Source organism: Ruegeria sp. E8 (assembly GCF_056533985.1).
In genome coordinates this window covers 1-21,004 of the sequence record NZ_JBQFOY010000009.1, presented here as the reverse complement: position 1 = coordinate 21,004, position 21,004 = coordinate 1, and the positions used below count along the sequence as shown (strand labels likewise).

The 21,004-nt window shown below is 58.1% G+C and carries 20 protein-coding genes; 7 read left to right on the top strand and 13 right to left on the bottom strand.

Annotated elements, in window-relative coordinates; genetic code table 11:
- Positions 1-258: 258 nt before the first annotated feature.
- Positions 259-993, bottom strand: a complete 735-nt coding sequence (locus tag ACR0LF_RS13175) for a class I SAM-dependent methyltransferase (protein ID WP_480579181.1) — start codon at positions 991-993, stop codon at positions 259-261.
- A 61-nt stretch (positions 994-1,054) separates the two neighbouring features.
- Here ACR0LF_RS13175 and gloB point away from each other — a divergent pair, with 61 nt between their 5' ends.
- From gloB to ACR0LF_RS13160, 3 genes are all read left to right on the top strand, one after another.
- Entirely contained in the window at positions 1,055-1,822 is a 768-nt protein-coding gene (gene gloB / locus ACR0LF_RS13170; protein WP_480578706.1) for a hydroxyacylglutathione hydrolase, read from the top strand.
- Positions 1,823-1,996: 174 nt separating this feature from the next.
- Positions 1,997-4,321 carry an ATP-dependent Clp protease ATP-binding subunit ClpA gene (gene clpA / locus ACR0LF_RS13165; protein ID WP_480578704.1) on the top strand — a complete coding sequence of 775 codons (2,325 nt, stop codon included), beginning with the start codon at positions 1,997-1,999 and terminating at the stop codon, positions 4,319-4,321.
- 136 nt (positions 4,322-4,457) lie between these two features.
- A complete protein-coding gene (locus ACR0LF_RS13160; protein WP_480578703.1) occupies positions 4,458-5,345 on the top strand; it encodes a YHYH protein in 888 nt (295 codons plus the stop codon).
- 69 nt (positions 5,346-5,414) lie between these two features.
- Here ACR0LF_RS13160 and ACR0LF_RS13155 read toward each other — a convergent pair whose 3' ends face one another.
- From ACR0LF_RS13155 to ACR0LF_RS13140, 4 genes are all read right to left on the bottom strand, one after another.
- A complete protein-coding gene (locus ACR0LF_RS13155; RefSeq protein ID WP_480578701.1) occupies positions 5,415-6,056 on the bottom strand; it encodes a phosphotransferase in 642 nt (213 codons plus the stop codon).
- A 111-nt stretch (positions 6,057-6,167) separates the two neighbouring features.
- Positions 6,168-7,910, bottom strand: a complete 1,743-nt coding sequence (locus ACR0LF_RS13150) for a peptidoglycan -binding protein (protein ID WP_480578699.1) — start codon at positions 7,908-7,910, stop codon at positions 6,168-6,170.
- A gap of 3 nt (positions 7,911-7,913) precedes the next feature.
- Complete coding sequence (locus ACR0LF_RS13145) at positions 7,914-9,092, bottom strand: biopolymer transporter ExbB (protein ID WP_480578697.1); 1,179 nt, start codon at positions 9,090-9,092, stop codon at positions 7,914-7,916.
- A gap of 69 nt (positions 9,093-9,161) precedes the next feature.
- A complete protein-coding gene (locus tag ACR0LF_RS13140) occupies positions 9,162-9,692 on the bottom strand; it encodes a gamma-glutamylcyclotransferase (RefSeq protein WP_480578695.1) in 531 nt (176 codons plus the stop codon).
- Between the two features lie 67 nt (positions 9,693-9,759).
- On the opposite strand from ACR0LF_RS13140, the gene ACR0LF_RS13135 reads away from it, so the two are divergent.
- Positions 9,760-10,758, top strand: a complete 999-nt coding sequence (locus tag ACR0LF_RS13135) for a DUF2125 domain-containing protein (protein WP_480578693.1) — start codon at positions 9,760-9,762, stop codon at positions 10,756-10,758.
- On the opposite strand, the gene ACR0LF_RS13130 is transcribed toward ACR0LF_RS13135, so the two are convergent.
- The 4 genes from ACR0LF_RS13130 to ACR0LF_RS13115 form a co-directional block, all read right to left on the bottom strand.
- Positions 10,755-11,588, bottom strand: coding sequence for an extensin-like domain-containing protein (locus ACR0LF_RS13130; RefSeq protein WP_480578691.1), 834 nt, complete (start codon positions 11,586-11,588; stop codon positions 10,755-10,757). The genes ACR0LF_RS13135 and ACR0LF_RS13130 overlap by 4 nt on opposite strands.
- Positions 11,585-12,505 carry a prephenate/arogenate dehydrogenase family protein gene (locus ACR0LF_RS13125; protein WP_480578689.1) on the bottom strand — a complete coding sequence of 307 codons (921 nt, stop codon included), beginning with the start codon at positions 12,503-12,505 and terminating at the stop codon, positions 11,585-11,587. The genes ACR0LF_RS13130 and ACR0LF_RS13125 overlap by 4 nt, the downstream gene beginning before the upstream one ends.
- Positions 12,502-13,587, bottom strand: coding sequence for a histidinol-phosphate transaminase (gene hisC, locus ACR0LF_RS13120; protein ID WP_480578687.1), 1,086 nt, complete (start codon positions 13,585-13,587; stop codon positions 12,502-12,504). Before hisC ends, ACR0LF_RS13125 begins: the two co-directional genes overlap by 4 nt.
- 64 nt (positions 13,588-13,651) lie before the next feature.
- The gene (locus ACR0LF_RS13115; protein WP_480578685.1) at positions 13,652-15,067 is read right to left on the bottom strand and encodes an aminotransferase class V-fold PLP-dependent enzyme; all 1,416 of its coding nucleotides are present in this window, start codon (positions 15,065-15,067) and stop codon (positions 13,652-13,654) included.
- A 102-nt stretch (positions 15,068-15,169) separates the two neighbouring features.
- Between ACR0LF_RS13115 and ACR0LF_RS13110 the strand changes: the two genes are divergently transcribed.
- Positions 15,170-15,631: an Lrp/AsnC family transcriptional regulator gene (locus tag ACR0LF_RS13110; protein WP_480505878.1), complete on the top strand. Its 462-nt coding sequence runs from the start codon at positions 15,170-15,172 to the stop codon at positions 15,629-15,631.
- A 3-nt stretch (positions 15,632-15,634) separates the two neighbouring features.
- Here the strand turns inward: ACR0LF_RS13110 and ACR0LF_RS13105 are convergent, their stop codons facing one another.
- On the bottom strand, positions 15,635-16,459 hold the full coding sequence (locus tag ACR0LF_RS13105) for an SDR family oxidoreductase (RefSeq protein WP_480578683.1): 825 nt from the start codon (positions 16,457-16,459) through the stop codon (positions 15,635-15,637).
- A gap of 162 nt (positions 16,460-16,621) precedes the next feature.
- Between ACR0LF_RS13105 and ACR0LF_RS13100 the strand changes: the two genes are divergently transcribed.
- Positions 16,622-17,509, top strand: coding sequence for an AraC family transcriptional regulator (locus ACR0LF_RS13100; protein ID WP_480578681.1), 888 nt, complete (start codon positions 16,622-16,624; stop codon positions 17,507-17,509).
- A 54-nt stretch (positions 17,510-17,563) separates the two neighbouring features.
- Here the strand turns inward: ACR0LF_RS13100 and rpsD are convergent, their stop codons facing one another.
- Together rpsD and ACR0LF_RS13090 are read right to left on the bottom strand one after the other, a co-directional pair.
- Entirely contained in the window at positions 17,564-18,184 is a 621-nt protein-coding gene (gene rpsD / locus ACR0LF_RS13095) for a 30S ribosomal protein S4 (RefSeq protein WP_480578679.1), read from the bottom strand.
- A gap of 244 nt (positions 18,185-18,428) precedes the next feature.
- Positions 18,429-18,872 (bottom strand): hypothetical protein, encoded by a 444-nt coding sequence (locus ACR0LF_RS13090; RefSeq protein WP_480578677.1) that lies wholly within the window; start codon positions 18,870-18,872, stop codon positions 18,429-18,431.
- Between the two features lie 295 nt (positions 18,873-19,167).
- On the opposite strand from ACR0LF_RS13090, the gene ACR0LF_RS13085 reads away from it, so the two are divergent.
- A complete protein-coding gene (locus tag ACR0LF_RS13085) occupies positions 19,168-19,545 on the top strand; it encodes a hypothetical protein (protein WP_480578675.1) in 378 nt (125 codons plus the stop codon).
- Positions 19,546-19,786: 241 nt separating this feature from the next.
- Here ACR0LF_RS13085 and ACR0LF_RS13080 read toward each other — a convergent pair whose 3' ends face one another.
- Entirely contained in the window at positions 19,787-20,551 is a 765-nt protein-coding gene (locus ACR0LF_RS13080; RefSeq protein WP_480578673.1) for a hypothetical protein, read from the bottom strand.
- Positions 20,552-21,004 lie beyond the last annotated feature (453 nt).

Here is a 21,004-nt window from a genome sequence, read left to right as displayed (position 1 = left end):
CTACCTTGGGGCGTGAGGAAACCCCGTCCATTTAGGGCGGGGATCAAAATCACCGGGGATGTAGCAGAGGTGTTCCAACCAAGCAATACGCTATAGCGGTAACAGAATTATCCACAAAGTGTGCGTTTTCATACACTTACGACAAGTGCGACGGTTTGAACCCATCGACCCGGTTGAAAAATGTTACGAATATGCAGGTTTTTGCGATTCCTGTGACTTATTTCCCGCATTTATACCGCATGAGAATGCACGTGATTGTCATGCAGGCTTCAACAAACCATCCAGCGCCTTGATTGGTTTTTTGACCGCATCCTTGGTCACGCTGCCGCTGGGCGGTTGGATATGTTTGCTGACTTCGACCATCAGCACACCGCCCGCCATGACGGTCGGCATCCGCTGCCCGGTTTTTTCGATCAGACTGCCGGATTTCAGCCAGAACCGCCGAAATGACGGTGGCATGTACAACGCCGAACAATGTGTCTCGGGCAGGAAATGATGCGCCTTGAGCTGGTTTTCCAGCTGAGTGGCAGAATACGGGCGGCCGAATCCAAACGGCGTTTTGTCCGAGCGCGACCAAAGACCCGCGCGGTTGGGGACAACGAAAACGGCCCGTCCGCCCGGCCCCAGCACCCGCCAGCACTCATCCAGCAACTGTGCCGGCCGTTCCGACGTTTCCAGACCGTGCATCACCACAAGCTTGTCCACGTGACCGGTTTCAATCGGCCAAAGAGTTTCTTCGGTCAGAACCGAAACATTGGGCATCCCCGCTGGCCATGGCATCACGCCTTGCGGGCCCGGCATCAGCCCGATGACCCGGCGCGCATCTGACAGGTAAGGGCGCAGCAAAGGTACGGCGAAACCGAATCCCGCGACCGTCTGGCCCTTTGCTTCGGGCCAAAGCTCGGTCAGACGCCCGCGAATAGCCGCTTGCGCGGCACGCCCCAGGGTGCTGCGGTAGTAGAAATTCCTCAGATCCTGCACATCAAGATGCATTGCGGACATCCGGTCAATCGGCTTAGCTGGGCGCAGTCTAGCAATGAAAGGGCAAAAGGCCATGCCTCTTGAAATCGTTACAATCCCATGCCTCAGCGACAATTACGCCTTTCTGGCGCATGACGCCGTCAATGGCCAGACCGCCCTGATCGACGCGCCCGAGGCTGCGCCGATTCTGAAAGCGCTGGACGATAGGGGATGGACATTGTCGCACGTGCTGCTGACCCACCATCACTGGGATCACGTGGACGGCTTGGCGGACATACTGGCCAAACACCCGGCGAAAGTCATCGGGGCCGCCGCAGACGCGCATCGCCTGCCGCCATTGGATCAGCAAGTCAAAGAGGGCGACAGTTTTGAAATCGGCGGCGAGCCTGTTCAGGTTCTGGACGTCTCGGGGCACACGGACGGGCATATTGCCTTTTACATGCCGCAGAGCGCCGCCGTGTTCACCGCCGACAGTCTGATGGCGCTTGGTTGCGGGCGTCTGTTCGAGGGCACTCCGGCGCAAATGTGGGGGTCTTTGAACAAACTGACCGCTCTGCCGGACGACACATTGGTCTGTTCCGGCCATGAATATACACAATCCAACGCCAAATTCGCCATTACCGTCGATCCTGACAACCAGGCCCTGAAAGATCGCATGGCTGATATCGAGCGCGCGCGCGCCGCTGGAAAAGCCACCGTTCCGTCGACTCTGGCCCTCGAAAAGGCCACAAACCCGTTCCTGAGGGCCACGGACCCCGCGATTCAGGCACATCTTGACATGACAGGCGCAGAACCCGTGGCCGTTTTTGCCGAAATTCGGGCTAGAAAAGACCGGTTCTGATGCTTATTTGCCCCTCTTCACGGACACGGTTACAACAAATGTGACTGTCAAGTGAAAGAAAACCCTTGAAGCCGGGCCACGATCAACCAAACTCTAATAGTATGAGGACATGGTTGGGATGGGGATCCGGCCGAAAGCCCGCCCCCTTCTGACCCAAGACAGAGGAGCACCCGCGTGCCTTCATTCTCGAGCACATTGGAACAAGCCATCCACGCGGCCCTGGCGGCTGCGAATGAACGGCGCCATGAATTCGCAACGCTGGAGCATTTGCTGCTGGCACTTCTGGAAGAACCCGATGCGGTGCGCGTCATGAAAGCGTGCAGTGTCGATCTGGACGAACTGCGCAGCACTCTGGTGGAATTCATCGACGAGGATCTTTCGAACCTGGTCACGGATATCGACGGGTCCGAAGCCGTTCCAACGGCCGCGTTCCAGCGCGTCATTCAGCGCGCCGCGATCCACGTACAAAGCTCGGGCCGGACCGAAGTGACCGGCGCCAACGTACTGGTCGCAATTTTCGCCGAACGCGAAAGCAATGCCGCCTATTTCCTGCAGGAACAGGACATGACCCGTTACGACGCGGTCAATTTCATCGCCCATGGCGTGGCCAAGGACCCGGCTTATGGCGAGAGCCGCTCGGTTTCGGGCGCGGATCAGGTGGAAGAAGACGCCCAGACCACGTCTGGCGAAGCCGAACAGAAGGAAAGCGCGCTTGGAAAATATTGCATCGATCTGAACGCGAAATCGCGCGCGGGCGATGTTGATCCGCTGATCGGGCGTTCGGACGAGGTGGAGCGCTGCATTCAGGTGCTGTGCCGCCGCCGCAAGAACAACCCGCTGTTGGTGGGTGATCCGGGCGTGGGCAAAACTGCCATCGCAGAAGGTCTGGCGCATAAGATCGTCGGCGGCGAGGCCCCCGATGTGCTGGCCAACACCACGATCTATTCGCTGGACATGGGCGCACTGCTGGCCGGAACCCGCTATCGCGGTGATTTCGAAGAGCGCCTGAAAGCGGTTGTGACCGAGCTGGAAGATCACCCCGACGCGGTGCTGTTCATCGACGAGATTCACACCGTGATCGGTGCCGGTGCGACCTCGGGCGGGGCGATGGACGCCTCGAACCTGCTGAAGCCTGCACTTCAGGGTGGCAAGCTGCGTACAATGGGTTCGACCACTTACAAAGAATTCCGTCAGCATTTCGAGAAGGACCGCGCGCTGAGCCGCCGGTTCCAGAAGATCGACGTGAATGAACCTTCGGTCGAGGACAGCGTGAAAATCCTGCGTGGTTTGAAGCCCTATTTCGAAGAGCATCACGACATCAAATACACCGCCGATGCGATCAAGACCGCCGTTGAACTTTCGGCGCGCTATATCAACGACCGCAAACTGCCCGACAAGGCCATCGACGTGATCGATGAGGCCGGCGCGGCGCAGCATCTGGTCGCGGAAAGCAAGCGGCGCAAGACCATCGGCGTGAAAGAGATCGAGGCCGTTGTCGCCAAGATCGCCCGCATCCCGCCCAAGAACGTCACCAAGGACGATGCCGAGGTGTTGAAAGACCTCGAGGCCTCGCTGAAACGGGTGGTGTTTGGTCAAAATCTGGCCATCGAGGCGCTGTCCAGCGCGATCAAACTGGCCCGTGCCGGTCTGCGTGAGCCTGAAAAGCCCATCGGCAACTACCTGTTCGCCGGTCCGACCGGTGTAGGCAAGACCGAGGTGGCGAAACAGCTGGCGGATACGCTGGGCGTGGAACTGCTGCGCTTTGACATGTCGGAATACATGGAGAAACACGCGGTTTCCCGTCTGATCGGCGCGCCTCCGGGTTATGTCGGGTTTGACCAGGGTGGTTTGCTGACCGACGGTGTCGACCAGCATCCGCATTGTGTGTTGCTGCTGGACGAGATCGAAAAGGCCCACCCGGACGTGTTCAACATTCTGTTGCAGGTGATGGATCACGGGGAACTGACCGATCACAACGGCCGCACAGTAAACTTCCGCAACGTGGTGCTGATCATGACCTCGAACGCGGGCGCGCAGGAACAGGCCAAGGCCGCCATCGGCTTTGCCCGCGACCGTCGTGAAGGTGAGGACACCGCCGCGATTGAACGTATGTTCACTCCGGAATTCCGCAACCGTCTGGATGCTGTGATTTCCTTCGCGCCGCTGCCGAAGGAGGTCATCCTGCAAGTGGTCGAGAAATTCGTTCTGCAGCTTGAAGCACAACTGCTGGATCGCGGCGTGACCATCGATCTGACGCCCAAAGCCGCCGAGTGGCTGGCCGATAAAGGCTATGACGACAAGATGGGTGCGCGTCCGCTGGGCCGTGTCATTCAGGAGCACATCAAGAAACCTCTGGCCGAGGAGTTGCTGTTCGGCAAACTGGCCAAGGGCGGTGTGGTCCGTGTCTCGGTCAAGAAGGGCGAGCTGGACCTTGAAATTCTGGGTCCGGATCAACGTCGCATTCCGGGCGACAAGCCTCCGTTGTTGACAGCGGACTGATCTGGAAACAGTATATTTTCAAAGCCCGGCGATCCCCATCGTCGGGCTTTTCCAGTTCTGATACGGGTAATTGCGACGGAACCCGGTTTCAGCCGCGTGTAATCTTCAATGATGAACACAGGACAAGGACTGGAACGTGAGCAAGATTTCAATCATCTGGGGCGCAACTTTCGCCCTTTCGACCATCGCAGCGGTTGCAACGGCGCAGCACAGGTTCCGCTATCACGACGAAACGACCACAGAACCTCTGAAGCTGGTGCCCGCTACCGTGGACCCCGGGAAGAGCCGCGCCTCGGTAAAGGAAAAGGGCCGCACAATCAGGGTCACGGGTAATGGTATTCCCGATCATCTGGTCGGGCAGTTTCCCAATCGCGGCAACCCGCATCAGATCGAACGGCAGAAGGTGAAGCTGAAAGTATCCGCGAAACCCGTTGCCACTGGCGCAATCACGCCGCTTAGCATGGGTTGGAACTTTGGCGTGTCTCTCAACGGGGTTGTGTTTGACCCGCTGGCTGCCGAGTTCTGGCACGGTGATCCAGAATCCGGGTGGTCCTACAATGCGTTGGGTGGGGCTATTTCTCTGGGGTTGGATGCCAATTTTGCCCATGTGCAGCCCAACGGGAAGTATCACTACCACGGTGTACCGACAGGTTTGATCGAGTTGCTGGGGTGGTCCCCGACTGATCATTCACCGCTGATCGGGTACGCCGCAGATGGCTTTCCGATCTACGCGATGACGGGCGTAGTAGACGGCAAAGTCACTGAAATGACGTCCTCTTTTCGTTTGAAATCCGGGAACCGCCCGGGTGGCAGCGCACCGAACGGGCGGCATGACGGGACATTCAACGAGGACTACGCATATGTGCAGGGTCACGGCAATCTGGACCAATGCAACGGCGCCTTCACCGTTTCAGCCGAGTATCCCGCTGGAACCTATGCCTATTTCCTGACCGAGGATTACCCTGTGGTGCCCCGATGTTTCATGGGAACTCCGGATCAGAGTTTTCGATTTGGCAGGCGCTAAGCTGATTGGACCTTTGGTGTGTTTACGCGTGTGCAACGCGTTCTCTTATTTCTTTTGTTGGAAACGAGGTTAGCTCTTCCGCACTCTCACGGCGTATGGCACCGGCAGGACCTTTGGTTTCCTGCCCCACGCCGCATAGTAGGAGGACAGAATGCGATAGGCAAAACGAGGTCCGGAACCGCCCTGAGACAGTGCGGACAGGATCGCAATGGTCAGATCGCGTGCCTTGCGACGTCGCCCAGCTTTCTTGGGCACGAAATACTCAAAATCGATGAACCGAATCTGGCGTCCATCCCAGCACATATCCCGAAACGCCGGGCGTCCGTGGGCCAGATCCATCGCATGAAACCGCGCCAGCGCTTGGCCAGCTGTACGGCACGCCCTGAGCTTTTCCGCCATGGAGACGGATTTGTCTGCGCATAATCTGGTCAGGCTGACCCCGGCGTCTTCGATGGCGATATACTCTTTGCCTTCTGCCACAATTCTGGGGACCGGCGCGCCGTAACTCCACAGAAAACGGTTAGATGATCGTTCACGTTCAAACGCGTGTTCCGGCTTGCCCTTCACCAACCAGAGATGGGGCGCGAAACGTTCGACACGTTTCAGCCAAAACCTGTCTCCTTGCCCGGTCTGGCACAACGTAACACGCTGGTGCGGTGCTTGCAGAGCGTTATCGACTGCAATCTTTACTTCCGTTGTCCTGTCTCTCACGCACAGCTCCAATCAACCTATGGTTATGACATAGGGTTCGGCTGCTGCATTTCATCAGGCAGAACATTAAAATCCGTTAAAACAAAACCGCTTAGATCACAGATTGTAGGATCACCGCTCGGTCAGTTTCAGCTCAATCCGGCGGTTTTGCGCCCGGGCCTCTGGTGTGTCGGCCGGATTGACCGGCTGGAACTCACCAAACCCGTTGGCCGCAAGGCGGTTGGGCGGGATGCCCAGCGCGTCGACCATATAGCGCACGACCGACAGCGCGCGGCCCTGGCTGAGTTCCCAGTTGTCGCGATACCGGCCACTTCCGGCCAGCGGGACGTTGTCGGTGTGACCGTCGACCCGGATCACCCAGTTCAGACCGCTTGGGATCTCAGCCGCAACGCTGCGCAGGATGCTGGCGACCTTGGCGACCTCTTGCCGACCTTCCGCGGACAGAACGGCGGAACCTGTCGGGAACAGGACTTCGGAAGAGAACACGAACCGGTCGCCTTCAATCCGCACGCCTTCCTGATCACCCAGCACATCCCGCAGACGCCCAAAGAATTCCGAGCGATAGCGTTGCAGGTCTTCTGCCTGCGCCGCCAGTTCCTCATTCTGACCGGCCAGTGCTTCGGCTTCGGCCTCAAGACGCAGGCGTTCGGCTTCTTCCAGCAAGCGGCGGCGGCGTTCTTCCGAGGCGGCGCGAGCCAGCGCGGCATTCAGGTCCTGACCCAAAGTCTGGATTTGAATCTCGGCGGCTTCGTTGCGTTCCTCAAAATCATCCAGCAGCGCCTGCAACGATCCCAACTGCCCGCGCAGGGCGGCGATTTGCTGATTCAACAGCGCAGCTTCGCGCTGTGCCTCGGCAGATATTTCTTTCTCATCCGACAGCGTTATCTCGGCAAGGGCCAGCAGAGCCTCGCGCTGTTCAGCCAAAGTGCGTTGCTCCTCGGCATCTGCCTGCGCTTGTGTCTGCGCCTGCAACGCGGCTTCAAGCTGCTCCCGCAACTCATCAGGGTTAACGTCACCGAACTGACGCTCAAGCTCGGCCCGCGCGGCTTGGGCGGCAGCCAAAAGGGTCAGCGTATCTTCGGCCTCTTTGCGCTGGGCTTCCAACGCCAATGTCATCGCCGTCAGTTCAGCATCGGCGTCCTGAAGACGGTTGCGCAATGCCTCGGCAGCGGCGGCTTCTGCAAGACGAGCCGCCTCTTCGTCACTCAGTTGCTGTTCAAGGGCGGTGATTTCCGCCGCCCGATCCTCACCGCTTTGCTCCAGATCGGCCACCAGTGCTTCCAGCGCTTCGCGGCGTGCGGCGGCCAAACGGGCGGCTTCGGTCTGCGCATCAATTTCTTCACGGCTTTGGGCCAGAGCAAGGTTCAGCGCCTCCTGCTCGGTCAGCAATTGTTCGCGCTGCGTTTCAAGCGCCGTGATATCGCCCAGCGCCTGTTCCTGTTCTGCCAACAGAGCCGCAACCTGCGCTTCGAAATTGGTGATCCGTGTCTGCGCCTGATCCAGCGCGGCGGCCTGACGGTCGCGTTCGGTGGTCAGCGAAGCAATCAGTGATTGTGCTTGTGCCAGATCGTCCTCAGCCGCTGACAAGGTTGTGTTCAATGCCCCGAGGCGCGCCTGCAACCGGCTGTTCTCACGCTCTTCCAAACCCAGCGCACCGGCAAGCGCCGCAACTTCGTCCGCCAGCGTTGTCAGTTCGTCTTCCTGCCCCGAGATGGTTTCGCGCAGCACAAATTGGATCACCATGAAGATGGTCAGAACGAAGGTCAGCACCATCAAAAGCCCCGTCATCGCATCCACGAATCCGGGCCAGACCGAGCCCTGGAATCGTTGACCGGTGCGGCGGGACAGCGCCATGAGTTACTCTCCTTCCGGCGTGGTGCGCACTGCGCCGCGCGGTAGGGTCAGGGCCTTGACCAACAGTTCGATATCCTTGCGGAATTCGTTCATGCTTTCCTGTCGACCGGCCGAAATCTCTTCGAGAATGCGCAGCAGCTGAACGTCCATCGAGCGCAGGCGCATCCGGCTTTCGGCGTCGATGCCCTCACCCGCACCGTGATCACGCATGTGATCCAGCAGCGCGTCCTGTCCAAGAGCCACACGTTCCAAAGCCGAGGTGACGCTTTCGGTATTGGCCTGACGATTGTTCATCTCGCCAATCACATCGACCAGTTGCCCCAGTTTGGCCGATACCTCAGCCCGCTCGCTTTCCTGCGCCGAAAACAGATTCTGCAATGCATCCATCTGTTCAGACATGGCATCCAGCACAGGGGTCAGTACGGCGATTTCCGCGCCGCCCTCTTCGCCGCCCGCAAAACCCACGCGGGTGATCGAGGACAGCCATTCCTCAAGCTCGCGATAAAACCGGTTTTGGCCATGCCCCGCAAAAACTTCCAGCAGGCCGACAATCAGCGATCCCGCCAGACCAAGCAGGGACGATCCGAACGCAACACCCATCCCCTGCAACTGCGCCTCGAGCCCGGTCATCAGGCGGTTGAAAACGGCGAGCCCTTCTTCACCTTCCTGCGGGTTCAGACTGCGGATGGTGTCGACAATGGCCGGAACGGTTGTCGCCAGACCAAAGAACGTGCCCAAAAGGCCCAGATAGATCAGCACGTTGGTAATATAGCGGGTGATTTCCCGTTCTTCCTCGACCCGCTCGGCCACGGAATCCAGAATGGACCGGGTTGAGGTCGAACTGATCTGCGACCGGGCACCCCGTTCGCGCAACAATGAGGCCAACGGTGCAAGCAGTTGCGGCGTACGGGCGTCTTCGCGAACAACGCCGCCCACAAAGGCCTCGATCCAGCGCACGGAGCCGATCAGCTGCGTCACCTGATAGAAACAGGCCAGAACACCGATCACGAACACCAGCAGGATGAACCCGTTCAAATACGGATTGGCGAAGAAAACCGGCATCACATATGGCAGCGCCAGAAACACCCCCAGCCCGGACAGGCCGATCGCCATCAACATCAACAAAATCTGTCGCGTTGGATGCGAGAAATGGGGTCTCGCGCCCTGATGTGCCTGCGCCATGCGCGTGGTTCCCGGTATTTGCCTGCTCTGCAGCGAATCTAGCGAAATTCCGCCCGTGACGCCAAGAGTTTATGCGGTGATACTGCGCACCCGTTGCGCCAACCACTCAAGATCGTGATCACGCAGGCCGATCTCGGCCAGATGTTCGGCTGTATTGTAGAGGTATTCGTCGTTGGGACCGCGCCCGCCGACTGCATGGGCGATGATCTGGGCCTGATCCTCTAACGGCATCCCGCCGCAATACTGGACATGGTCGGCGTCGATCACATAGGTCACGGCATTGACGATGTCGCCGTTTTCCAGATGCACATCCAGCATGCGTTCGACATAGGCCGAGGAAATCAACTCACGTTCGCGCAACTCGTGCAGGGTGCGGTCTTCATGGCCTGCTTCAACCGCCAGGGCCAGACCGGTGCAGATTGCGGTTGCCTGTTCATCCAGCGCCAGCACCAGACCCGGCTTTTCCTCGGTCCCGCGGTGGTGGATCGAGCTCATGCAGAAGGATCGGGCATAGCCATGCAACGTTGCACGTTCACTGCGTGCCACCGGAAAGCCCGGGTTCCACAGCAGCGATCCATATCCGAAAACCCACATCGTCATTGCACTGGTCCTTGCCTGTTTGGGCCTATAAACATCAATTCCGAGGCAGGAAAAAGGGCCATTTCAGATGCGTCTGATACGAGTACTCATTTTTGTTACCCTTGCATGGAGCGCATATTGGTTCGTGGCCGGCTATGGCCTGCGCACTGCGATCACCAGTTGGTTCGACCAGCAGGAGGCGCGCGGCTGGCAGGCAGATTTCTCGGATGTGGCAACGGCAGGGTATCCGACCCACCACATGACCCGGCTGAACAATCCGGCGCTGGCTGATCCGGTAAACGGCACGGCGTGGAGCGCGGATTGGATTGAATTCAAAAGCCCCGCCATCTGGCCCGGTCGTCAGGTGCTGCGGTTTGCTGATACGCCGCAACGCCTGTCTTACTTCGATCAGACATCGACAATTGTGGCTGATGAGCTGCTTGCAGAATTGCAGTTGCAGCCGGGTGTTTCGCTTGTGCTCGAGAAGATGGCTTTGACGGCCGGGGCTTGGTCGGTCACCGAGAGCACCACCGCCTTAGCGTCCGGCGACACGCTGAGCCTGATCATGGAACAGACACCGCAGCCCGAGGCCTATGCCATCACTGCCCGCGCGGATGGTTTCACGCCGGGGGACAAGTTGCGGGCGCTGATGCATTCAGCGACCTCGTTGCCGCAAAGCTTTGAAACGCTGGAACTGGATATGGTTACCACCTTCGACAAGGTTTGGGACCGCTCCGCGCTGGAAGACAGCCGACCGCAGCCCGTGGCCGTCGACCTGCGTCTGGCCGAAATCAAATGGGGTGAGTTGCGCCTGTTTGCGACCGGCGATCTGGAGGTGGACGCCCAAGGCATCCCGACCGGAGAGATTGCCGTCAAGGCCGAGAATTGGCGCGACATGATCGCGATGGCAAATGCGGCGGGCGCCCTGCCCGATCAGGCCGTAGATCCCGTCACCCGTGCACTGAACTTTCTGGCAGGGCTGGGCGGAAACCCCAACGCGCTGGACCTGCAACTGAATTTCCGGGATGGGTTTGTGGCGCTTGGTCCGTTGCCTCTGGGCCCTGCCCCGCGCCTGATCCTGCGTTAACGGCAGTATGTGCCGCTGCGATAGCGGGCCGTATCCAAGTGGAAATGATCGCGGTGGTAGCGGTCTGAATTTGGGCCGAGAACGGTGCCGAACGGACCGCATGCCCCGCGCCAGATCTTTTTCAACTGCTTCTGGGACGGGTTCTTGCGCCACCCATTCAGAACCGTCACCACCTCACCATCGGCCATTTTGAAGCCCGAGATATCGATGGCACGGCCCTTGCCATGCTCGGATATTCGCGCGCCCTTGCGATTGTTGCGGGTTCGGCAGGCATAATGCGCCGCCACCTTCAGTTCGACCACAGGACCGCGACGCTTGAAGGTGGGTTTGACGGTTTTGTCGACCCATTTGTTCAGCGCAATGGCCGTGCCACAATCCATCGTCGATGGGCGGCTGAGTACCACGCCCGAAACCGACGTGATTTGCACCGCATCCTTGACGCCACAGGCCGAGTTTTTGCTGCCCACGTTGCCTACAGCTTTGCCCTGAATGGCGATATCGCCGCAGACCGATCCCTTACGCAGCCTGCGCTTTTTGAACAGCACCTCCTGCTCCAAAGCCTTGGGCCGTTTATACGGCATCAGCGAAGTATCGGGCCCAAGCAACGGCAATGCCGATGGGCGCGCGGCTGCGGCTGTTACCTGCGGCGAAACGGGGCGCGAAAGGGGGCGCAGCCTGGCAATGTCCGAAACGACAGATGTGCCTCCGGCATCCTCAGAAAGCGACGGGCGAGGAAGTGGCACCAGAGACTGATCCAGGGGTGCTGCCTGCGTTGTCACGGCGCTGAAAGCCATGACCCCGATCAGAAAATGCCCCCAGCGCAATCTCATGAACTTGCCTGTCCCCGTCCAAAATCCGGTGCGTCCGTGTCCTGCCCGGCATCGATGATGCCGCGACGAATAGCACGGGTTCGGGTGAAGTAGTCAAACAAATGCTCACCATCGCCGGTGCGGATCGCGCGTTGCAGGGCAAAAAGCTCTTCGGTGAAGCGGCCCAGGATTTCCAGCGTCGCGTCCTTGTTGGACAGGAAGACATCGCGCCACATGGTCGGATCGGATGCGGCGATACGGGTGAAATCCCGGAAACCGGCGGCCGAGTATTTGATCACCTCGGTATCTGTCACCCGCCGCAGGTCGTCGGCCACACCAACCATCGTATAGGCGATCAAATGCGGCGCATGAGAGGTCACGGCCAGAACCAGATCATGGTGGTCCGCGTCCATTTCATCGACGTTTGACCCCATGCCTTCCCACAGCGCGCGCAGACGGGCGATGGCATCCGGGTCGGTGCCCTCGACCGGCACCACAAGACACCAGCGATTGTCGAACAGCTCGGCAAAACCCGATTCCGGACCGGAATGCTCGGTCCCTGCCAGAGGGTGCGCAGGAATGAAATGTACGCCTTCGGGGATGTGCGGTTGTACCGCCTGAATCACGTGCCGCTTGACCGAGCCTACATCCGAAACGGTTGCGCCGGGCTTCAACATCGGGGCGATCTCTGCCGCGACTGGCCCCATGGCCCCCACGGGGACGCAGAGGACGACGAGGTCGGCACCTTCGACGGCCTCACCGGCCGTGTCGCACACACGATCGCACAATCCGATCCTGCGTGCCGTTTCGCGGGTCGCCTCGGACCGGGCATAGCCTGTCACTTCCCCGGCCAGACCTGCACGTTTGATCGCCCAGAACATGGACGAGGCGATCAGGCCCAGCCCGATCAGTGCAACCCGGTCGTAAATCTGGCTCATGCTGCGCCCTCTTTGAATGCAGTGATTGCCGCAACCACACGGCGGCAGGCTTCTTCGTCGCCCACGGTAATCCGCAAGGCGTTCGGCAGGTTGTAGCCCGCAACCCGGCGGACAATCAAACCCTGCGTTTTCAGGTAGTCATCGCAAGCCTCGGCCTCGGCCTGATCGGCAAACCGCGCGAGGATGAAGTTGGTGCAGGACGGATCCGAAGGCACACCGATTTTCGCCAGTTCCTCGGCCAGCCACACACGCAGCCGCGCGTTTTCGGATTGGCAGAAGGACAGGAAGTCGACATCGTTTACCGCAGCCTCAGCCGCGGCCAAGGCGGTGAGTGACAGGTTGAACGGCTGGCGCACCCGGTTCAGCACGTCGATGATCGATTGATGCGCATAACCCCAGCCGACCCGCATACCTCCCAACCCGTACACTTTCGAAAAGGTCCGGGTCATGATCACGTTCTCATGGGCATCAACCAGCGATGCACCGCCGTCGAATCCATCCACAAACTCGGCATAGGCACCGTCCAGAACCATCAGGCAGGTGTCAGGCAGGCCCTGAGCCAGACGTTCCAACTCGTCATTTGAGATCATGGTCGAGGTCGGGTTGCCGGGGTTGGTGACGAAGACAATCCGCGTCTGCCCCGTCACAGCGGCCAGAATGGCATCCACATCCACTTTGCGATCCCGCTCGGCCACCATGACCGGCGTCGCACCGGCCATGCGGGCGATGATCGGGTACATGGAGAACCCGTGCTCGGTATAGATCACCTCATCCCCCGGACCCGCATAGGCCTGAGCGATGAATTGCAGTACCTCGTCGCTACCGACACCACAGATGATCCGCGCCGGGTCCAGACCGTGACGCGCGCCGATGGCCGCGCGCAGGCTTGCATGATCCGTGCTGGGATAACGATGCAAAGTAGCGGCACTGTTGCGCACCGCCTCAATCGCCTTGGGGCTTGGCCCGAACGGGTTTTCGTTCGAGCTCAGCTTGATCACATGCTCCACCCCGGCCACATGCGACTGGCCGCCCTGATAGAGCGCGATGTCCATAATGCCGGGTTGTGGGGTGATCTTGGTCATGAGAGGCTCCGTTGAATGGGCCTCTCATACCTGTCTCAACGGGTTGAGAAAAGCGGCAATTCCATCACGCGGCTTTGAAGCGTGCTGTCGCCGGGTCGGCATCGTAGAAGGGCGCGAATTCCTCGGTCCGGCGGGACAGGTCATTGACACTGTCGATGATGAATTGAACCGTTTCCTCGCTCATCAGATACGAGAAGTTCAGCCGCACCCAGCCGGGCTTTTTCATCTCTTCCCCAGCCGACAGGGCTGTGTGAAGCGCCTCGGACGCGGCGCGGTCGATCCCCAGCAGACGGTGCGCGTAAGGTCCCGCGCAGGCACAACCGCCCCGCACCTGAATGCCGTAGATGTCGCTGAGCATCCGGGTAAACAACTGCTGATGCACGGGCTGACCGGAATTGTCGCGGACAAGGAAGGAATAGATCGGCAAGCGGTGCGGGTTATCGACCCCAAGCAAAGTCAGGTTCGGGTTGTCTTTCAAACCCTCCAGAGCCATCTGGTTGAATTGCGCCTCGCGCCGGGCGATTTCGTCCGTGCCGACAACATCCTTGACGATGAAGGCCAGCGCGGCGCGAATGTCTCCGATCACGTTGGGCGTTCCCGCCTCCTCCCGAGTGGCCAGATCGGCGCTGTAGTCATGCCGCCAGGGCGAGACGAAACTGACGGTGCCGCCACCCGGCCAGCTGGGGCATTCCCGCTGCACGGCAAACTGGTTCACGATCAACACTCCCGACGCGCCCGGACCACCGGGAAACTTGTGCGGGGACACCACGATGGCATCCTTGCGCGCATCCGCAGGGCCCATATCCATCGGCAAGTACGGCCCGCCCCCGGCGTAATCCCAAACGGCCAACGCACCGTGCGACTTGAGCAATCGAGTCACCGGATCAGGGTCGGTGATAATACCGGTCACGTTGGACGCCGCCGAGAATGAACCGATCAGCAAATCGGCATCCGCATGTGCCTTAAGCGCGGTTTCCAGCGCGTGCAGATCGACGCCTCCGTCCTCGGCTTCGGGGATTTCTATCACCTGCGCCTTGCTCTCACGCCAGGGCAGAATGTTTGAATGATGCTCGTATGGTCCGATTAAAACAACCGGCTGGTCAGCCTCTTCCACTCCCAACAAACTGACCAACCGGTTGAGCCCCGCCGTGGCACCGGACCCGGTAAAGATCACCGCGTCTTCTCCCCTCGCGCCAACAAGGCGGGCTATCTCTTCGCGCGCCTCGCGGCGCAGACGTGTCATGTAAGATCCGCAATAGGAGGCTTCGGTGTGGCTGTTTGCATAAAACGGCAAAACATGTTGCGCCACAAAGTCTTCGACCTGCCGCAAGGCGCGGCCCGAGGCAACGTAATCCGCATAGACAAGCGGCACGTCCCCATGCAGACCCGGGATCAGAACATTCTCTCCGATCAGCCCATCGCGCAGGTTTGAATTGTGAGTGGTGGAACAGAGTTCCGCACGAAATTTGGACAGGGTCATGGCATTGGCTCCTAACTGCCCTACCAATGTGATATTTCTGGAGCGCGGAAACTTCACCTATCTTTGCGTGGATTTTAGAATTTTTGTGTCATATGATCAGATATGGCTTCTAAGTTAGATCAAATCGACACGCGCATTCTGAAAGAACTGCAAAAGGATGCCACCCTGTCCCAACGGGAATTGGCGGATCGTGTCGGCTTGTCGCAAAATGCGTGCTGGCGGCGTTTGAAGGCCTTGAATGAAGACGGCGTTCTGATTGGGTCAACGGCCCGTATCGCACGCGAGAAGCTGGGATTGAGCCTTGTGGTCTTTGTCATGCTGCGTACACGGCATCATTCGGCCGAGTGGCTTCAGGCGTTTCGAAGCCATGTTCTGACGATCCCCGAAGTTGTGGATTTTCACCGGATCGGCGGGGATTACGACTATCAGCTGAAAGTCGTAACGCAGGATATGGCGTCATATGACAAGGTCTATCAGCGGTTGATCGAAAAAGTCGAACTTGACAGCGTCACGTCGTATTTCGCGATGGAAGCGATCGCCGAAGGGCGACCGCTGCCGATTTAGACCTCAGGCCAGCCCGAGCATCGTTTTCATACCACCGATAAAGGTAGCGTCATCCAAAGCTTTGCGATTGTCGAGATACTCAACCGCATCCGCGCCCGCGCGATACCGCAAAGCGTTGGTGCCATCCGTCACGGCAGCCCAGATCACGTCGGCAACAACGCTTGGCGGCGAGGTGCGGGACGCCATCTCTTCTGAGCCCCAGGTGTTGAACAGGGCCTGAACCACGGGTTGATATTCGGTCATGCTTTCATCGTTGACAAAATCGAACGAGCGGCCGCCAAAGTCAGTGGCGATCAGCCCGGGTTCAACAATCTTGACCTTGATGCCAGCCGCGGCGAGTTCGTAGTGCAGCGATTCCGAAATTCCTTCGACCGCGAATTTCGTGCCGTGATACAGCGCCCCAAGAGGGAATGTGATCTGCCCACCAATGGAAGAGATGTTGACGATGCAGCCCGACCCATTGGCCCGCATATGTGGCAATACGGCTTTGGTCACGGCCAACAGACCAATGACGTTGGTGTCGAACTGACGGCGAATGCGGTCCATCGGGAACGCCTCCAACGGCCCATAGGCCCCATACCCCGCATTGTTCAACAGAACATCGATCTGGCCGAACCGCTCAATCCCTTCAGCCACAGCTGCCGTGATCGAGGCTTCGTCGGTCACGTCCAGGCGCGTTACCAGAACGTTTTCCAACTGCGATAGCTCGGTTTCCTTTTCCGGACTGCGCATGGTGGCAATGACGTTCCAACCTTGTTTCTGAAACAGCTCTGCCGTGACTTTGCCGATACCCGACGACGCGCCGGTGATGAGGATGGTCTGTGCCATAGTCTTTCTCCGCTATGAAAAGCCTGACAGTCAGATAGTCCCTCGCGCGGCGACATGCTTGCCGAATTCTCTGCAAGATCTGCCTGATCCTCCGAAGTTCGGGACTTTCACTGGCAGTGTCACCCCCCACGAAATATGCTGTACGGGAGGAAGAGGCCCGATATGACACAGTTCGACCTGATTACAGAGATTTGCGAATCTGTACGCGGACAGCCAGAAGATGCGGCTTTTTACCCAACTGCGCTGGAGGGGTTCGGCCTTTTGCACGACGTCAAAACCAAGTCCATTGAAGCTCAGGTTTATGAACCTGTTGTCTGCCTGGTTCTACAAGGGAAGAAAGAAACACGTATCGGCAATCGCTTGGTACATTTCGGCGCGGGCGACTCGTTGATCGTCAGCCATTCGCTTCCGGTTCTGGCCGCAGTCACCGAAGCGAGCCGCCAGAAACCATATGTCGGCCTTGTATTCTCGCTCGACCTGTCGATCCTGCGGGGCCTCTATGATGAGGTTGGATCTGCACCTGGGGAAACAGAGGCGGCGCAGAGCCTGGCCGTATCCAAGGCCGCGCCCGATCTGATCGATGCCATGACCCGCCTGTTTCGCGCCAGCCAGAACCCGATGGACGCAAAGGTTTTGGCCCCGATGATCAGCCGCGAGGTCCATTATCGACTGTTGCAAGCCGATCACGGTGGAATGTTGCGGCAAATGCTGTGGCGCGACAGCGCGGCCAGCCGGATCGCGCGGGTGATTGATTTGATACGAGCTGATTTCCGAACGCCACTGCCCGTATCCGATTTGGCACAGACCGCGGGTATGAGCGTTTCCGCCTTCCATGCGCATTTTAAATCAGTGACCGCAAAGTCGCCGCTGCAATATCAAAAGGATCTCAGGTTGCTCGAAGCGCGTCGGCTTCTGTCCCACGGCACGCTCAGCGTGTCGCAAGCGGCCTTTGATGTGGGATATGAAAGCCCGACCCAGTTCAGCCGCGAGTATTCGCGCAAATTCGGTGTGTCTCCGCGGCAGGATATCGGACCACAGAGCGCGGCCTGAACGAAAAAGACCGCGCAGATTGCGCGGCCTCGTAAATCTGTTTGTCGGCGAAGATTAGTTCTTCGCGTAGAATTCGACGACCAGGTTCGGTTCCATGACGACCGGGTACGGCACATCGCTCAGGCCCGGTGCGCGTACGAAGGTCGCAGTCATTTTCGAGTGGTCTGCGTCGATGTAGTCAGGCACATCACGTTCTGCCAGCGCGGCGGCTTCCAGAACAACAGCCAGTTGCTTGGATTTGTCGCGCACTTCGATCACGTCGCCTTCTTTGACACGGTAGCTGGGGATGTTGACCCGCTTGCCGTTCACTGTGACATGGCCATGGTTCACGAACTGACGTGCAGCGAACACGGTCGCAACAAACTTGGCGCGATAGACGACAGCATCCAGGCGGCGTTCCAGCAGGCCGATCAGGTTTTCACCGGTATCGCCGTTCACACGCACGGCTTCGGCATAGATGCGGCGGAACTGCTTCTCGGTCAGGTCGCCGTAGTAGCCTTTCAGCTTCTGCTTGGCGCGCAGCTGCAGGCCGAAGTCCGACAGTTTGCCCTTGCGGCGCTGACCATGCTGGCCGGGGCCATATTCACGACGGTTGATCGGGGATTTCGGACGACCCCAGATGTTTTCGCCCATCCGGCGGTCGATTTTGTACTTGGCAGACGTGCGTTTGGTCACGGCTGATCTCCTTCGTTTAGGTCGAGGCCCTGCGGGCCACTATGAAGGGCGTTGTCCTCTTGAGGTTTCCCCCATGACAGGCATCCCCTTGCGGGGGCCACCAACACCAATGAAGCCGCGCTTATATCTGCAAAACCGGCAGAGTCAACACGGCAAACAACACTATTCAGAATATCGGTCAGGATACGCAGACAGGGGGCCGCACGGATCGGAAGCCGCTTAACAGCGCTTCGCCGCTTGGGATTCAGGTCGGGAAAGAAATGACGGTCGCACCGCTTTCTGCAGCCGGATTTTGGATCATCACAAGCGTAGTCACGTCAACGACCCAGAACTCTTCATCCCGCGGAGGGCAAGCGCCGTCGAACACGAGTGTCGGCGTGGCATCCTTACCATCAACAACAAGGTTGGCCGAAAACTTCTGCGCCCCGTTGGTGAAGGTAACGGAACCGGTCACTTCACCGGAAACCTCGCGGATAATCGGGAAGTGGCTGTTAGTATGCGTTGCAATACCCCGTGCATTGCCCATTTGCCCGACGCTTTGTTCTGCCACGGCATTCAGGACAATTGCCTGTCCGCGCCATGACCATGCTGCTCCGATCGCCAAACAGGAAAGAGGTGCATCCTCAAGCCCGTCAATTTCTGTCTGACACCACGAAATAGCTATTTGACCGTTTGTTCCGGCTCTCATCTGCCCACTCGCACTTACTACCACCCCAATACATAATCTCACACTTATCAGCGTGAATTTCGGCGGAAAAGAGACAGAACTGCAGCAATCACAAGAATGTTGCCAATGTGAATCAGAATTTTGCGCTCTTCGTCAGAAATCCTTGCCAACGACTGTCACTTTGAGACACGAAGTTTCTACCTATGCGTTCGGTGAATTGGAAACATCGACCCTTCAGTTGTGCCTGCTCATAACTGTCATGGGGTTCATTCCTGAACTGTGAATAGACTCGGTGAGCCTCTCAGAGGCCCCTAGGATGGCGGATTTCGCAAAATGGGTGGTTGCCGCCGAAGATACCCTTAGATGGACTCAGGGAGCGTTTCTGGACTCCTACACGGCCAATCGCGCCCGCAGCGACCAAGCCGCTGTTGAGGCCAACCCGGTTGCACTGGCAATCCTGTCATTGATGGATGGGCGTCAGCGTTGGAGCGGCACTGCAACCGAGTTGAAGCAAACCTTGCGGGTTCGCTTTCCAGCGCTGACAGAGGACAGCCAGAGCTTTCCCCGGTCCGAGGCGCGGTTTGGGGCGGCGTTGCGCCGTGTTCAGCCCGTGTTGCGGCGTCAGGGGGTAAACATCGCGTTCAGCCGGGAAGGGAAGGCCGGAATGCGGGTGATTGAATTGAGCGTTCGGTGAAGTCTAACACAGTGAATGGTGCGACAGCGCTCGGATCGTTAGTTCCGGCGTTGTTTCGCTTTTCACGCGCATCCGATGTCCTAAGCAGTGTTTTCGTGAGAGAATATTGGGCATCAAACTCTGACGAACTTCGCCATACCAAGTGACGGTCATTTCTTGCGATCAAACCGGCGAAGCGTCCATGTGAGGCACTTTGGTAACGATCCAAGGCGGAATTGCTATTTTAGGTGAATAAATCCACCTATGCTGGCTCTTGGCTTGAAATACAGTTGAACTTCCCGATTTCAGAACCGTATTCCTTCAAGAGCATTTCAAGCTCATTTTCTGCAGAAAACCCTTGAACGTATTGCACGTCTTGGCCGTCGGAATCTCCTAACGATCTCAGAACGAAAGAAAACCTATCAGCTTGATAGTATGCTTGCTTTGAGTATTTGCCGAACTTCTTAACAGCGTGCCTAAACTCGTTAGCTGTTATCGAAATAGCGAATCCATACTGCCCTCTTTGAACCAAGTCTTCCAGATCCAGTACTTGATCGTTGCCGCTTGTCTCAACTCGAGTAAATCCTGCTGGTACATCGGGAGTGTCGCCTTCACCCGGAAAAAGAACGTGTCGCCGGTCTTCTGGAAAATCGCAAATAAACTGTTCCTCCACTGGTAGCGCTCCTTGTTCGTCGCTGAGCGCCCCACCGAAGATTGGCGCTAAAAGCTCGAACGCTTCAAACTGACATATCGTCGGGTTTGTTCGGAAGTCGTTTAGTTGTTGCTCCAAGTTCTCATACTGTTCGACTGTTGCAGCTCCGGAAATTTCAGCGCCTACCAGTTTAACAATGCCTTGAGCGCCAGCCTCGCCCTCAAATTTTACGTATCGCGTAACCTCAGCGTCAGCGTTCGAGCACATTTGCTCCACGCGGTCAAAAAGCTCATCACGATCACTTTTAGACATTTCAGCATTAGCCGTTGTGACAAAATGGGCTGTAATGACTGTGAAAATCATAATTTGGCGCATGGTATATCTCCACGAATTATCTTTATTATATTGATAATAATATATTAATTTGGATCTAGCGTGAATTCTCGCACGTCCAGTATAACTATCATTCCTGCACAAAACGCTTTTTTATACTGCGATGGAACCAGCAACGAAGGCTCGGCCAAACCGAACGCCAAACGAACGCTCACGGTATAATTGGCTAACGGTGCTGACAGCACAGACGGTGAAGGTGTGGTGGATTTATTTGTGGGGAGAGATTCGGGTTTAGGGAGCGCCGGATTCGCCGGGCTAACGCTGCTGTTCTTTGCTCTCTGGCGTAGCACCGCAGTAGCACCGGGCGCGAGCATCTCAAACGCAGAAAGCGCCTCTTGGGGCGCTAAGTGTTTGATATCCGATCTAGAAGTTTGGTTTTGGTGTTAGGCTTTGACCCTCTGACCTTCAGGTTATGAGCCTGACGAGGTGAAGACG